Below are 14604 nucleotides of genomic sequence, written 5' to 3'. Positions count from 1 at the left end.
GTGGCCCAATCCTAAAATAATCCATCTGAAAGTACAGCTTTTGTTAATAGTTGATAACAAAAGCTGCGGGAATTGTGCAACTGACAGGATTAAACCAGAGGAATGGTGGTGATATTGCTGCAGCCGAGTGCCTGCAGAGTGGCAGCCGTCGCCTGGCGTTGGATCACCTTTGCATCCGGCGCTTCCGCCAGCACGGCACGCTGGATCTGCAGCACATCGTGTCCGGCCAGATTCAGCAGGTTCAGGGCTGCCTGTAACGGGGGCAGGCTCGGGTTAAACGCCGCATTCTCGGCATAGCTTCCGGCAAAAATGCCGCCGTCAGCAGTTTGCAGTGCCACGCCGCTCAACGCCTGAGAATAAGGAGCATGGCTGCGGTTAGCGGCCTTCAGCGCGGCCTGCGCCAGCGGATCGCCTTTAACCGGCAGGCCGTGATCGACCTCATCCAGCAGCAGTATCTGGATCGCCAGGTCGCGCGGGCCAAACGCATCCGGCAGATAATCGCCCAACGTGGCAGGCTCGCGGCCTGGCAGATGAATGGTCAGCGCGGTACCGCTGTTCAGCTCGTTCATAAACTGACGGCAATGGCCGCATGGCGTGTAGTTGACGGTGATGGCTTCCAGCGCCGTTTCGCCACGCATCCAGGCATGGGTAATGGCACTCTGCTCGGCATGTACGGTTTGTTGCATCGTCGCGCCGGTGAACTCCATGTTGGCACCGAAATAGAGGTGGCCGCTTTTCCCGCGGGCCAGCGCGCCAACGTTAAAGTTGGAAAGGGGAGCCACCGCACAGGCTGCGGCTAAAGGCAGCAGGGCAAAGGCCAGCTCGCGATCGTCCAGGCCGGTGCGATTTTTCAGCTCGTCTGCCTGCTCCGGGGTGAAAAAAGCCGGAAAGTCATCACAAGCGATAAGGGGCTGAAGGGCGGCCTGAAGCAGGGTGGGCAGCGTGGTGAACGCGGTCTGGAAACGTGGATGCATAGCGGGCCTCTTTCACTGGGTCGGCCGCCTATGATGGCGAGCCGTTACGCTGTTGTATGTGATTTTAGTCACATTAACAATGTAATTTATGAAATAGTTCAGTGAAATGCGCGACTTATCGCAAGTTTTAGCCCCAGAGATGCATCAGCAGTGGGAACAGAAAGGGGGCCAGCAGCGAGGTGATGATACCGCAGATCACCAGCGCCAGCGAGCTGTAGGCGCCTTCCTGATAGTCCAGCTCCGCACAGCGCGCAGTGCCGAGTGCGTGTGAAGCATTGCCAATCGCCAGACCGCGTGAAGCCTTGCTGGTGATTTTCAGCATGTTCAGCAGCATATGGCCGAAGACAGCCCCCAGCACGCCCGCTATTAATACGCAGATTGCGCTGATGGCCGGGATCCCCCCAAGGGTGCCGGACACCGCCATCGCAATCGGGGTAGTGACAGATTTTGGCATAATAGTGGCGGCAATTTGCGGTGTTGCGCCCATCCACAAAGCAATGGCGGTACCGGAAATCATCGCGGTCATGCTGCCCATAAAGCAGACGCCAATAATCGATTTCCAGCGCGCCCGGATCTGATGCATCTGTTCATAGAGCGGAACAGCCAACGCCACCACTGACGGCTGCAGCAGCTGGTTCAGCACTGAGCTTCCCTGAAAATACCGGGCGTAGGGCATCTGGAGCAGCAGCAGCAAAGGAATAATCACCGCCATCGACACCAGCAGCGGGTTGACCAGCGAGATTTTCACCTTCGCGGCAATCCGGCGTGCAGCAAAGAAAACCGCGATGGTCAGCGGCAGCGACCACCAAATATCACTCATCGGCGGCTCCAGGTGTTGCTGGCGCTCTGCCATGCAGCTTGTGTGAGGCCAGCCCGACAGTCAGCAGCACGATAAAGGTGCTCACCACCACAGAAACGACAATTGGGCCGAACTGCGCGCTCAGGACATCGGTGTAGCTCATGATCCCCACGCTGATCGGCACAAACAGCAGGCCCATATAGCGGATCAGCAGGGTGCTGCCGGGTTTCACCCACTCTACCGGAAGCAGCTGTAAAGCCAGCAGGGTGAACAGGATCAGCATACCGATGATGCTGCCAGGAATGGTCACCGGTAACAGGGCAGAGAGGCCGGTTCCGGCATACAGGCAGAGGTAAATAATGATAAAGGCACGGAGAATTCGCCAGCCAACAGAGAGCGCGCTACGCATGATAAGCTCCTGGTTTTATGTGCGTTAATCATACGATCAAAAGAATAAGTGTGCTACCGGTCACAGTCGTGGCATGAAGCAGGGATTTGTGTGGGGAAAAGGCTGGGGAAGAAAAAAGGGCGAACAAATTCTTTCAATCGAATCAGTTCGCCACTACAGATACGGTGAATACACGAACAGCCGGGCGGAACTCACTTCACCCGGACCGGTAGGCTTATTTAACCTGCATCCCCGGTTGTGCGCCGCTGTCGGCACCCAGGATAAACAGGTCTTTACCGCCAGGGCCTGCGGACAGCACCATGCCTTCAGACATGCCGAAACGCATCTTACGCGGTGCCAGGTTAGCCACCACCACGGTCATGCGACCTTCCAGCACGGACGGATCAGGATAGGCCGCGCGGATACCGGAGAAGATCTGACGGGTTTCGCCGCCCATATCCAGCACCAGACGCAGCAGTTTGTCCGATCCTTCCACCCGTTCGGCAGTCTTGATCAGCGCCACGCGCATATCCACTTTGGCAAAGTCATCAAAATTGATGGTGTCGGCAACCGGCGCATCGGCCAGCGGGCCGGTTACCGCAGGTTTGTTCGCCGCAGCGGCATCTTCTTTTGACGCTTCAATCAGGCCATTGACCTTGTCCATTTCAATGCGGCTGTACAGTGCTTTAAAGGCAGAAATGGTATGGTCCAGCAGCGGTTGCTCAATGCCATCCCAGCTCAGCTCCTGATTCAGGAAGGCTTCGGTGCGTTCGGTCAGTGAAGGCAGCACCGGCTTGAGCCAGGTCATCAGCACGCGGAACATGTTGATGCCCATAGAGCAGATCGCCTGCAGATCGGCATCGCGGCCTTCCTGTTTTGCCACCACCCATGGAGCCTGCTCGTCAACATAGCGGTTAGCCACATCGGCCAACGCCATGATTTCACGAATAGCGCGGCTGAACTCGCGGCTGTTCCAGGCTTCCGCAATGCTGGCGGAGGCATCGGTAAAGGTTTTATACAGCGCCGGGTCAGCCAGTTCGGCCGACAGCTTGCCGCCAAAACGCTTGTTGATGAAACCGGCGTTACGGGAAGCCAGGTTCACCACTTTGTTCACGATGTCGGCATTCACGCGCTGCACGAAATCTTCCAGATTCAGGTCGATATCATCAATACGTGAAGAAAGCTTGGCCGCGTAGTAGTAGCGCAGGCTGTCGGCATCCAGATGCTGCAGCCAGGTGCTGGCCTTGATAAAGGTGCCGCGCGATTTGGACATCTTCGCGCCGTTCACCGTGACATAGCCGTGCACGAACAGGCTGGTTGGCTTACGGAAGTTGCTGCCTTCCAGCATCGCTGGCCAGAACAGACTGTGGAAATAGACGATATCTTTGCCGATAAAGTGGTACAGGTCGGCGTCAGAATCTTTCTGCCAGAAAGCATCGAAATCGATATCTCCGCGCTTGTCGCAGAGATTTTTAAACGATCCCATGTAACCGATTGGCGCATCCAGCCAGACGTAGAAGTATTTGCCCGGCGCGCCAGGGATTTCAAAGCCGAAGTACGGCGCATCGCGGGAGATATCCCATTGTTGCAGGCCGGATTCGAACCACTCCTGCATCTTGTTTGCAACCTGCTCCTGCAGTGCGCCGGAGCGGGTCCAGGCCTGCAGCATGGCGCTGAACTCTGGCAGGTCAAAAAAGAAGTGCTCCGAGTCACGCATCTCAGGCGTGGCACCGCTAACCACCGATTTCGGCTCAATCAGCTCGGTTGGGCTGTAGGTTGCGCCACAGACTTCGCAGTTGTCGCCGTACTGATCCGGTGATTTACACTTCGGACAGGTTCCCTTGACGAAACGGTCAGGCAGAAACATGCCTTTCTCCGGATCGTACAGCTGGGAAATCGTCCGGTTCTTGATAAAACCGTTCTCTTTCAGACGGGTATAGATCAGTTCAGACAGCTCACGGTTTTCTTTACTGTGCGTTGAGTGATAGTTGTCGTAGCTGATATTGAAACCAGCAAAGTCGGTCTGATGTTCCTGACTCATTTCGGCAATCATCTGCTCCGGCTCCACACCCAACTGCTGAGCTTTCAGCATGATCGGCGTACCGTGGGCATCGTCAGCACAGATGAAGTAAACCTGGTTGCCGCGCATTCGCTGGTAACGGACCCAAATATCTGCCTGGATATGCTCGAGCATGTGGCCGAGATGGATTGAGCCGTTGGCGTACGGCAGGGCGCACGTTACCATTATTTTTTTCGCGACTTGAGTCATAGTAAGACTTGCTATACCTGTTTAAAAAAGGGGGTTTAGATGGTAACCGAAAGCCCCTCCCTGCGTAAACAATCCTGCATGGCGGCCACCGTTTTTTGCAGCCTGTCGCGACCAGGTCCGGCCACATCTGATATGCTCTGTTTATCAGAACCAACAATCAAAAAAGGAGCCGGGATGACATCACAATCCCAGGGACAGCACTCTCCGGAAGCGCTGCGCGCTATGGTCATGGGCGTATTGACCACATTTGAACATCCGACGCTAAAGCATAATCTCACCACCCTGAAGGCGCTGCACCACTGTGCGCTGATGGACAATACTCTGCATATTGAACTGGTGATGCCGTTTGTCTGGCACAGTGGATTTGAAGCCCTGAAGGAAGCGACCAGTGCCGAACTGCTGCGCCTGACCAGTGCCACCGCCATCAACTGGCGGCTGAGCCATAACATTGCCACGCTGAAGCGGGTGAAAAATCATGCCGGAGTGAACGGTGTTAAGAACATTATCGCGGTCAGTTCCGGCAAGGGTGGGGTGGGGAAATCCAGCACTGCCGTGAATCTGGCGCTGGCGCTGGTGGCTGAAGGGGCTAAAGTGGGCCTGCTGGATGCTGATATTTACGGCCCGTCTATCCCGGATATGCTCGGCACGCGGGATGAGCGACCCACCTCTCCGGATGGTACGCACATGGCTCCGATTATCGCGCACGGGCTGGCGACCAACTCCATCGGTTATCTGGTGACCGATGACAATGCTATGGTGTGGCGCGGGCCGATGGCCAGCAAGGCACTGATGCAGTTGCTGAATGAAACGCTGTGGCCGGATCTGGATTATCTGGTGCTGGACATGCCGCCGGGCACAGGGGATATCCAGCTGACACTGGCGCAGAACGTGCCGGTCACCGGTGCCGTTGTGGTGACCACGCCGCAGGACATTGCGCTGATCGATGCGCGTAAAGGCATTGTGATGTTTGAGAAGGTCAATGTGCCGGTGGTGGGGGTGGTGGAAAACATGAGCATGCATATCTGCAGCAACTGTGGTCATCATGAGCCGATTTTTGGCACTGGTGGGGCAGAGAAGCTGGCGGAGCAGTATCACACCCGTCTGTTGAGCCAGTTGCCGCTGCATATCACCCTGCGTGAAGATCTGGATGACGGCCAGCCAACGGTGGTGCGCCGTCCTGAGAGCGAGTTCACGGTGATGTACCGTCAGCTGGCAGGACTGGTGGCTGCGCAGCTTTACTGGGAAGGGGAAGTTATTCCCGAAGATATCGCGTTCCGCGCAGTGTAAGGCAGGTTTCTGAAGTACCCGAATGGTACGCAGGTCGCACTAAAAAAGGCAAATTCAGCGCCTGCGTGGGGAAGGCCAGCCTTCCCCACGCCTTAAGCTTCTGCATCGTCTGTTTAAAAACCCAAAAAACCAAAAATCTAAGGCATTAAGCACTTAAAGCACGTAGTGCATCAGCAGGTATTCACCCTGTTCACTTTCTCCGCTGCCGATCACTTTCCAGCCGTGTTTCAGATAAAATGCCTGCGCCCTGACATTGGCTTTCAGGCATTTCAGCGCACCCGTTGAGGTAAACCCAGCTTGCACCGCTTTCAACAGTTCGCTACCCACGCCGCGACCCTGCCTGGTGGGGTCAACAAACAGGCTGTGCAGGAAATTATCATTGGGCAGAACGGCGGCAAAACCGGTGCGATGCCCGTCGTCTTCCGCGACCAGCACCCGCTCACCCAGTGTCACACGATCAAAATCTTCCAGCCGCCACTCTTTGCCGTCCAGCCAGTGCCAGTTTGCCTTGCGTGAAGCGAGAAACAGCGTGCGTAAAAAGGGGCGATCGGCTTCGGTGAAGGGGCGTATGGCCATAGTCATCTCTTTAGCAAAGTCGGGTTAACGCGGTACCAGGTGGTTGTCGATCAGCGGCGACTTACCAGACCGGCTTAACATGCCGCTCGCCATCCAGTCCGGTGCCGCGGTAATCGTAATCAATTTTGCCGGCCTCAAAAAGCTCATCGAGCAGCCTGAAATTATCGGGTGGCGTCACGTTGCAGCGGTGGTTCAGCGCGGTATCAAGAATGGAAAACCCGCGATCCCCGCGTGAAATCTGTTTCAGGTATTGCAGCATTTTGAGTGCCGCCACGCTGATGCCGTATTGTTCATTAAGCGGTCTGATCATAATTCGTTTTATTGTAGCCTGTGCGGTGGGTGAGATGTCGCCCCAAAGTAATCTATAGCCGGACTGTAGCAAAAAGGGCAGGAACGGCAAACATTCCCGGATCTGAGTTGACGGTTTCAGGAAGGCAGGCCAGTGTCAATAAAGACAAAACTGACATGGCCGCCGCTTAAGATATTGCGGGGTTGCTGACGATGATCAAGACGATCTGTCTGCTGTTTGTGGCGATGCATGAAATCTGGCGTCTGGATGTTCTGGATCTTGAGCGCACCGGGCGGGGAGGTCTGCCCGGCGCATATGAGGATTAAAAATTAATATTAATGCCGCCAGCCAGCAACCAGTCGTTAGCGCCTTCCTGCTGCAGTTTGCGCTGATGGCGCACCTGAGTTGTGAAGGCCACATCATTTTTTTAAGGTGAAGAAGCGATAACCGGAAAGGCGGGGCTTGCATCAGTAAGCCACTTCCCCTAAGCTGGCAAAAAGTATAGAGATTCAATCTTCATGACTCGGGGTGCCCCATCGCTGATGGGCTGAGAAATACCCGTTGAACCTGATCTGGATAATGCCAGCGGAGGGAAGTCAGATGCCGGAGTGCATCGCCTTCTTGATCGCCGGTTGGGAGCGTTACCATGATCCAACCTCATCTCTTCACGGCCCCTCAGGCCGCAACTTCACTCACTCTTTTCCGCCACACCGCGCCGTTGGTGCATTGCCTGACCAATGATGTGGTGCAGACTTTTACCGCCAATGTTTTGCTGGCGCTGGGGGCTTCTCCGGCGATGGTTATTGAGCCGCAGGAAGCCGCTGAATTCAGCGCCATTGCTGATGGTGTGCTGATCAATGTCGGTACCTTAACTGCCGCGCGCAGCGAAGCGATGCTGATTGCCGTTAAGGGCGCGAATAAAGTGGGCCATCCCTGGACGCTGGATCCGGTCGCGGTAGGGGCACTGACTTTCCGGACTGATTTCTGCCAGCGTTTGCTGGAACATCGTCCGGCGGCCATTCGCGGTAACGCTTCAGAAATTATGGCGCTGGCACGCCAGGCTGTGGCAGGGCGCGGTGTTGACAGCCTGCACAGTTCTGCCGCTGCGCTGGAGGCTGCCCGCCTGCTGGCGCAAACCTGTGGTGCAAGTGTGGCAGTGACGGGTGAGGTGGATTACGTCACTGACGGACAACGGCTGCTGGAAATCCCCGGAGGCTCAGCTCTGATGACGCGGGTGGTGGGAACCGGCTGTGCATTATCGGCGGTAGTGGCTGGTTTCTCCGCGCTGCCGGGTGACAGGCTGACGCACATTGCCAGCGCATGTCGTGTGATGAGCCTGGCCGGAGAAAGAGCGGCCTCTGCTGCTGCGGGGCCAGGCAGCTTTGAACCGCTGTTCCTCGACGCGCTGTATGGCCTGGATGCGGAGGTGATGGTATGAAGCGGATTAATGCACTGACCATTGCCGGAACCGATCCAAGCGGCGGAGCAGGGATTCAGGCCGACCTCAAAACATTTTCCGCGCTGAGTGCTTACGGCACCAGCGTGATTACCGCGCTGGTGGCACAAAATACCCGTGGCGTGCAGTCGGTCTGCCGGGTTGAGCCAGATTTCGTGGCTGCGCAACTCTCATCCGTACTCAGTGATGTGCGTATCGACAGCGTTAAAATCGGCATGCTCAGCGAGAGCGATATTGTGGAAGTGGTGGCGGATGGACTGATCTCAGCCGCTATCCCATGGGTGGTGCTGGACACGGTGATGCTGGCAAAAAGCGGCGATCCGCTACTTTCTCCCCGGGCTGTTGCCACGCTGCGTGAGCGACTGTTGCCGCAGGTCTCACTTATCACGCCAAATTTGCCGGAAGCCGCAGCATTGCTGGAATGTGCTGTCGCTCGCAATGAGAAAGAGATGCGCCAGCAGGGAGAGAAGCTGCTGAAAATGGGATGCCAGGCGGTACTGATGAAAGGCGGCCATCTGAGCGATAAAGAGAGCCCGGACTGGCTGTTCACCCGCGACCATCAGCAACGTTTTACGGCCCCCCGCATAGCCACCAAAAACACTCATGGCACGGGCTGTACGCTTTCTGCTGCTCTGGCGGCGCTGCGGCCACGGCACGATAACTGGCTCTCAACCTTGCAGGAAGCGAAGCAGTGGCTGCAGGGTGCGCTCGAACAGGCTGATTCGCTGGAAGTGGGCGGCGGACACGGGCCGGTGCACCATTTTCATCGTTGGTGGTAGGCGATTTTTTATAAATTTTTACAGGGATCGTTCTGAAAAATGGAGTCAGCAATTTGCGTTACGTGGGGGGATGGGTCCACGCTGTCTGGGGTCAGATTTTCACATGAGTGGGGCAGGGATCAGCCTGCCCTCCCACCTTAAGACAGGAGTTATCATGACGGACATCGTACAGTTATTGGGCAAAGAAGCGGACACTCTTCTGCAACATCGCTGCATGACCATTCCAGCGGACAGCCTTTATTTACCGGGCGCGGATTATGTTGATCGCGTGATGATCGATAACAATCGTTCTCCTGCGGTGCTGCGCAACATGCAGACGCTGTACAACACGGGTCGTCTGGCGGGCACCGGCTACCTTTCCATCCTGCCGGTGGATCAGGGCGTTGAGCACTCCGCTGGCGCATCCTTCGCGGCGAACCCACTGTACTTCGATCCGAAAAATATCGTTGAGCTGGCGATAGAGTCAGGCTGTAACTGTGTGGCCTCAACCTATGGCGTGCTGGCTTCGGTTTCTCGCCGCTATGCGCACCGGATCCCCTTTATGGTCAAACTGAACCATAACGAAACGCTGAGCTACCCGACGCAGTATGACCAGACGCTGTATGCCAGCGTGGAGCAGGCGTTTAACCTGGGCGCGATTGCGGTTGGCGCAACCATCTACTTTGGTTCTGAACAGTCACGTCGCCAGCTGGAAGAGATCTCCGTGGCGTTTGAACGTGCGCATGAGCTGGGCATGGTCACCGTGCTGTGGGCATATCTGCGTAATAACGATTTCAAAAAAGACGGGGTGGATTACCATGCCAGCGCCGATCTGACCGGGCAGGCTAATCACCTGGCAGCCACCATCGGGGCGGATATCGTCAAGCAGAAGATGGCAGAAAATAATGGCGGCTACACTGCGGTAAAATTCGGTTCCACTGATGACCGCGTCTACAGCAAGTTGACCAGCGATAACCCAATCGATCTGGTGCGTTACCAGCTGGCGAACTGCTATATGGGCCGCGCGGGGTTGATTAACTCTGGCGGTGCGGCTGCAGGTGAAACCGATACGGCAGAATCCGTGCGCACAGCGGTTATCAACAAGCGTGCTGGTGGCATGGGGCTGATCCTTGGACGTAAAGCCTTCAAGAAATCAATGAAGGATGGCGTGGCGCTGATCAACTCCGTGCAGGATGTGTACCTGGCGAAAGATGTGACTATTGCCTGAGGGCTTTAAGATATGGGGCAGGAGGCCGATCGGTCTCCTGCCGATAGCAGGAACTACAAAAGCTGACTGCACGATCAATAGCGAGCATACTTTCCCGTAGCGTGATTATTTTGTTACAAACTATCGATCAGTAAAACGCTGTCGCCCCGCAGTGAAATAGCTAAAATAGCGTTTTACTTTCTGGTGAGCTGTTGAGTCTGCAATGAAGTGGTTATCCAAAAATGCGCTGATGTTCGCTATCAAAACCTGCATCGCGGCATTTTTAGCTTTGTACATCGCCCTGAAACTGAACCTTGATAAACCAGCCTGGGCAATGGTGTCGGTTTACGTTATCTCACAGCTCTATTCCGCTTCCACGCTGTCGAAAGCGATGTTCCGCTTTCTCGGCACCGTGCTGGGCGGCATCTTTATCTTTTTAATCTATCCGCTGACCGTCACCACGCCGATCCTGTTCAGCCTCAGCGTTTCGTTGTGGGTGGCATTTTGCCTGTACCTCTCGCTGCATGACCGGACGCCGAAAAGCTACGTCTTTATGCTGGCGGGCTACAGTGCCGCGATCATGGGCTTTGCCGATGTCACCACGCCGCTGTCGATAACCTATACCGTTATCTCCCGTATTGAAGAGATTACCGTCGCCATTGTCTGCTCCAGCCTGGTGCATATGCTGGTGTTCCCGGTGACCATGCGCAACATGCTGGAAAACAGCGTCAGCAACTGGTTTGAGAGCGCCAAAAATGTCTGCAACGAATTGCTGACCAGCGAATCGAAACAGAGCACGCCGGAACGCGATCAGATCCTGGTGCAGATGGCGAACTACCCGATATCCGTCGAAACGCTGATCACCCACTGCGTCTATGAAGGGGATGAGGCGCGCAGGCTAATCCGTCTGGTCAGTGCCCAGTATCAACATCTCTCATATCTGATCCCGACCCTGACCGCGATTGAGAAGCGTCTCAGCCTGCTGGCAGAGCAGGGTATTGTGTTCCCCGACTTCGTGGCTGAATCCTTCAGCCACTTCCTGGTATGGCTGAACAGCCCGGAGCAGAGCGGCCAGGCGCAGGCGATCCAGGAGGATATTCTGGCTTCGCAGGAGCGGATAAAAACGCTTTACAGCCAGGGAGAAATGACGGCGGAAGAAGGTCTGTTGTTTATCGGTCTGATGGAGCGCCTGCTTAACTTTATCCGCATCTCGGAGTCCTATTTCAACGCCAGAGAGCGCGTCAGCCAACTGGGTACCGAAAAGAAACCCAGCAAGCTGAAGCTGATCAGAAAGCACCGCGACAAGGGGTTGATCCTGCTGTCCTGCTTTACCGCCTTCTTCGCCACCATGATCGGCTGTCTGTTCTGGATTGGTACCGGCTGGATGGATGGCGCAACAGCACCGATGATTGCCGCCGTAGTCTGTTCATTTTTTGCCTCACTCGACAGCCCGGTTGCCTCCATGCAGGTCTTTCTGAAGGGGGTGCTGATGGCCATTCTGATCAGTATTCTGTACGTCGGGCTGATTATCCCGATGGCGGTCAGCTATGAAGCGTTGATTATCTGCCTGGCCCCCGGCCTTCTGGCGCTGGGACTGGTGATCGCGAACCCTTCAACCAACTTTATCGGGCTGATTATTGCCACGCAAATCCCGGGTTTTATCGGGATGTCTCACGACCTGAAGCCCGATTTACTGTCGATTATTAACGCCTCGATTTCGACCATTGTAGGCATCGTGCTGGCGGTGGTGGTGACGGCGATTATCCGTAACAAAAGGCCGTCATGGTCTGCCCGCCGCGTGTTACGGAAGGGGATTAAAGAGTTGCTGCAGTTTACCGGCGAGATCAATATTAATACTGCTTCACTGCGGGCGCGCCAGCAGTTCGTTGCCAGCCAGATTGATAAGATTAATATCATTCTGCCCCGTAACAAAATTGACCCAACGCCTGGCGTGGCGCTGGGTGGTAACCTGATCACTGAGATCTGGTTGGGGGTGAACTGCTATGACTTTTACGCCCGCCATGAAGCGCTGCTCCGGGAGCACGCGCTGGAGTCCGGTGCGCTGATGTTTGAGATTAACAAGTACTTCAAACAGCGTCTGAAGAATATCTATATTGAGCCACCACAGTCCCTGCTGGATGAACTGGATCTGCTGCTGGTCAGAACGGAAGGGCAGTGCCGCAGCGATATGGCGCTGTTCCGGCCGCTTTTTTATCTGTTCAATATCCGCATGGCACTTTATCCCTCGCAGCGCTGGCCTGAACTGCAGGTGGCGTAATGCAGGGGCTTAAAGGGGGATACCTTTGGCAAATAAGACCGGCGCTTTACACGCCGGTTTCCAGGGATAATTACGGTTTCTCAAACCACTCGCTGTTCTGCTCGGCGATAGGGGTGATGGAGAAGATCATCTCCTGCAGATGGCGGCGCAGCGCTTTCTCCGCTTCGCCCGCATCGCGTGCGACCAGCGCCTGGTAAATCTCTTCGTGTTGCTGGATCAAACTTTCCGGTGGCGATACTTTGCTCAGCGTCAGGAAGCGGACCCGATCCATTGCCGCTTTGATATTTTCTACCGTTTCCCACGCCAGCTCGCAGTTGATGCTCTGCGCAATCAGCCGGTGAAATTCATCATCGAGCAGCAGAAAACCCTGGCTGTCATGACGCTCTGCCGAGATCCTTTGTAGCTGAAGATTGTGCTGCAACAGCGCCAGCGATTCCGCGGAGGCTTCCACTGCTGCCCGGCGGATCACCGCCACTTCCACCGCTTCGCGGATAAACCGGCCATCGGCCACGCGCTGGGCGGAGATTTTCCGGACAAAGGTGCCCCGCTGAGGCAAGACCTGAACCAGGCCAGCTTCGGCCAGTTTGATAAAGGCTTCCCGCACCGGCTGCCGGGAGACGCTGAAGCGGGCAGACACTTCTTTTTCAGACAGCAGCGACCCGGGCGGGATTGCACAGGTCACAATGTCCTGACGCAGAAAGCGATAAATCTGCTGATTCACCGGCTCGCTGGTGGTAATGGTATAGGCAATAGACATTCGGCAATATCCGTATAGCGATGGGCTGAAGGCCCGCTGCGTTAAAGCCTGAGTCTAAAACAGCGCGCTGGCTTTGCGCCAGCGCTTATTGGTTTAAGCCCTGGCAACCGTCTGTTTTACCGCTTCTTTGGCCCCTTTTGTCAGCAGAAGCTGATAGAAATGATTCACTCGCGAGACAAACTGCGTGCAGGTGGCTAAATCCTCACCAAACACTGCTTTTATCGACAGCAGTGCGGCTACGCGGGCTTCGCCTTCAGCGGTTTCTGCCACACGCTGTGCCAACAGGTCGCGCATTGGGTCGCGGATCTCAATCGGCTCGCCTTGCTCATTCACCCCCCCCACATAGCGTATCCATCCGGCCACGCCCAGCGCCAGCAGATCAAAATCACTGCCGTTGTTCAGGTGCCAGCGGATGCTGTCCAGCCAGCGCTGCGGCAGCTTCTGCGAACCATCGTTAGCTATCTGCGCGGTGCGGTGTTTGATCGCCAGATTCTCATATCGGGCAATCAGAGAATCGGCATAGGCACCCAGGTCAACGCCTTGGGTATGCAGAGTGGGAGCCTGTTCATCCATCATCAGCTGGCGTGCTGCCTGGCGGAAATGCGTATCGGCCATGCAGTCGCTGATGTGCTGATAACCAGCAAGGTAACCAAGATAAGCCAGGAAGGAGTGGCTGCCGTTCAGCATGCGCAGCTTCATCTCTTCATAAGGCAGTACATTGCTGACCAGTTCTGCACCGGCTTTTTCCCACTGCGGGCGGCCGCTGACGAAGTTGTCCTCAATCACCCACTGCAGGAATGGTTCGCAGGCCACGCTGACCGGATCATCACAGCCCAATTTCACGCGCAGTGTGGCATGGGTCTCTTCGGTCATTGCCGGTACGATGCGATCCACCATGGTGGAAGGGAAGGTGAGGTTTTTGCCAATCCATTCGGCCAGCTCAGCGCTATGTTTCTCCGCCAGCCCGACAATCACGTTGCGCGTCACATGTCCGTTTTCCGGCATGTTATCGCACGACATCACGCTGAACGGCGGCAGACCCAGCTCGCGACGGCGGGTGATCCCGGCGAGGATCAGGCCAGGCAGCGAGATCGGTGCCTGTGGGTTAGCAATATCGTGAACGATTGAAGGGTGAGCGAGATCCAGTTTGCCGCTGGACGGCTCATAGCAGTAGCCTTTTTCCGTCACGGTCATGGAGACGATCGCCACATCCGGCTGGCAGAGTTCATCAATCACGGCGTTGATGCCGTCGGACTTGCCGTGCAGGGCCGAGGTGACCACTCCGATCACCCGCAGCGCCATGTCATCACCGGCCATCTCTGCTACGGTATAGCAGCAATCCTGTTTTTTCAGTGCCTGGATCAGCTCCCCGCTGTTGAGGTTGACCTCGCAGTAGCCCCAGTCGCTGCCGTGCTCGTTCGCCAGCCGGTCGGAGCAGACGGCCTGATGAGCGCGGTGGAAAGCGCCAAAACCGATATGAACCATGCGGGTGCGTAATTTTTTGCGATCATACTCCGGACGTGCAACGCCCGCAGCCAGATGTTCAGGGGAAAGCATAGAGTATCC

13 protein-coding genes and 1 riboswitch are annotated in these 14604 nt (G+C 55.9%); of the genes, 5 read left to right on the top strand and 8 right to left on the bottom strand.

Going from position 1 to position 14604, the window contains the following annotated elements; translation table 11 throughout:
* Positions 1-89: 89 nt before the first annotated feature.
* The 4 genes from cdd to metG all read right to left on the bottom strand — a co-directional run bounded on the left by cdd (position 90) and on the right by metG (position 4430).
* Positions 90-974 (bottom strand): cytidine deaminase, encoded by an 885-nt coding sequence (gene cdd, locus GSQ70_RS16665; protein WP_158783581.1) that lies wholly within the window; start codon positions 972-974, stop codon positions 90-92.
* Between the two features lie 127 nt (positions 975-1101).
* Positions 1102-1794: a CidB/LrgB family autolysis modulator gene (locus GSQ70_RS16660; RefSeq protein ID WP_158783580.1), complete on the bottom strand. Its 693-nt coding sequence runs from the start codon at positions 1792-1794 to the stop codon at positions 1102-1104.
* Entirely contained in the window at positions 1787-2182 is a 396-nt protein-coding gene (locus tag GSQ70_RS16655; protein ID WP_158783579.1) for a CidA/LrgA family protein, read from the bottom strand. Before GSQ70_RS16655 ends, GSQ70_RS16660 begins: the two co-directional genes overlap by 8 nt.
* Positions 2183-2396: 214 nt before the next feature.
* The gene (gene metG / locus GSQ70_RS16650; protein WP_158783578.1) at positions 2397-4430 is read right to left on the bottom strand and encodes a methionine--tRNA ligase; all 2034 of its coding nucleotides are present in this window, start codon (positions 4428-4430) and stop codon (positions 2397-2399) included.
* A gap of 174 nt (positions 4431-4604) precedes the next feature.
* Here metG and apbC point away from each other — a divergent pair, with 174 nt between their 5' ends.
* Positions 4605-5717, top strand: a complete 1113-nt coding sequence (gene apbC, locus GSQ70_RS16645; protein WP_158783577.1) for an iron-sulfur cluster carrier protein ApbC — start codon at positions 4605-4607, stop codon at positions 5715-5717.
* Positions 5718-5870: 153 nt separating this feature from the next.
* Here the strand turns inward: apbC and GSQ70_RS16640 are convergent, their stop codons facing one another.
* Entirely contained in the window at positions 5871-6293 is a 423-nt protein-coding gene (locus GSQ70_RS16640; RefSeq protein WP_158783576.1) for a GNAT family N-acetyltransferase, read from the bottom strand.
* Positions 6294-6354: 61 nt separating this feature from the next.
* Positions 6355-6603: a hypothetical protein gene (locus GSQ70_RS16635; RefSeq protein WP_158783575.1), complete on the bottom strand. Its 249-nt coding sequence runs from the start codon at positions 6601-6603 to the stop codon at positions 6355-6357.
* 493 nt (positions 6604-7096) lie between these two features.
* Positions 7097-7193, top strand: a riboswitch (TPP riboswitch).
* Positions 7194-7228: 35 nt separating this feature from the next.
* On the opposite strand from GSQ70_RS16635, the gene thiM reads away from it, so the two are divergent.
* The 4 genes from thiM (at position 7229) to GSQ70_RS16615 (ending at position 12281) form a co-directional block, all read left to right on the top strand.
* Positions 7229-8020, top strand: coding sequence for a hydroxyethylthiazole kinase (thiM, locus tag GSQ70_RS16630; RefSeq protein WP_158783574.1), 792 nt, complete (start codon positions 7229-7231; stop codon positions 8018-8020).
* A complete protein-coding gene (gene thiD / locus GSQ70_RS16625; protein WP_158783573.1) occupies positions 8017-8817 on the top strand; it encodes a bifunctional hydroxymethylpyrimidine kinase/phosphomethylpyrimidine kinase in 801 nt (266 codons plus the stop codon). Before thiM ends, thiD begins: the two co-directional genes overlap by 4 nt.
* Positions 8818-8971: 154 nt before the next feature.
* The gene (gene fbaB / locus GSQ70_RS16620; RefSeq protein ID WP_158783572.1) at positions 8972-10024 is read left to right on the top strand and encodes a class I fructose-bisphosphate aldolase; all 1053 of its coding nucleotides are present in this window, start codon (positions 8972-8974) and stop codon (positions 10022-10024) included.
* A 202-nt stretch (positions 10025-10226) separates the two neighbouring features.
* Positions 10227-12281: an FUSC family protein gene (locus tag GSQ70_RS16615; RefSeq protein ID WP_158783571.1), complete on the top strand. Its 2055-nt coding sequence runs from the start codon at positions 10227-10229 to the stop codon at positions 12279-12281.
* Positions 12282-12351: 70 nt separating this feature from the next.
* On the opposite strand, the gene GSQ70_RS16610 is transcribed toward GSQ70_RS16615, so the two are convergent.
* Complete coding sequence (locus GSQ70_RS16610; RefSeq protein WP_158783570.1) at positions 12352-13038, bottom strand: GntR family transcriptional regulator; 687 nt, start codon at positions 13036-13038, stop codon at positions 12352-12354.
* 93 nt (positions 13039-13131) lie between these two features.
* A complete protein-coding gene (locus GSQ70_RS16605) occupies positions 13132-14595 on the bottom strand; it encodes a mannitol dehydrogenase family protein (protein WP_158783569.1) in 1464 nt (487 codons plus the stop codon).
* Between the last annotated feature and the right edge of the window lie 9 nt (positions 14596-14604).

The organism is Pantoea sp. BAV 3049 (assembly GCF_009765445.1).
GTDB lineage: Bacteria > Pseudomonadota > Gammaproteobacteria > Enterobacterales > Enterobacteriaceae > Erwinia.
This window is presented reverse-complemented; position numbering and strand designations above follow the sequence as displayed.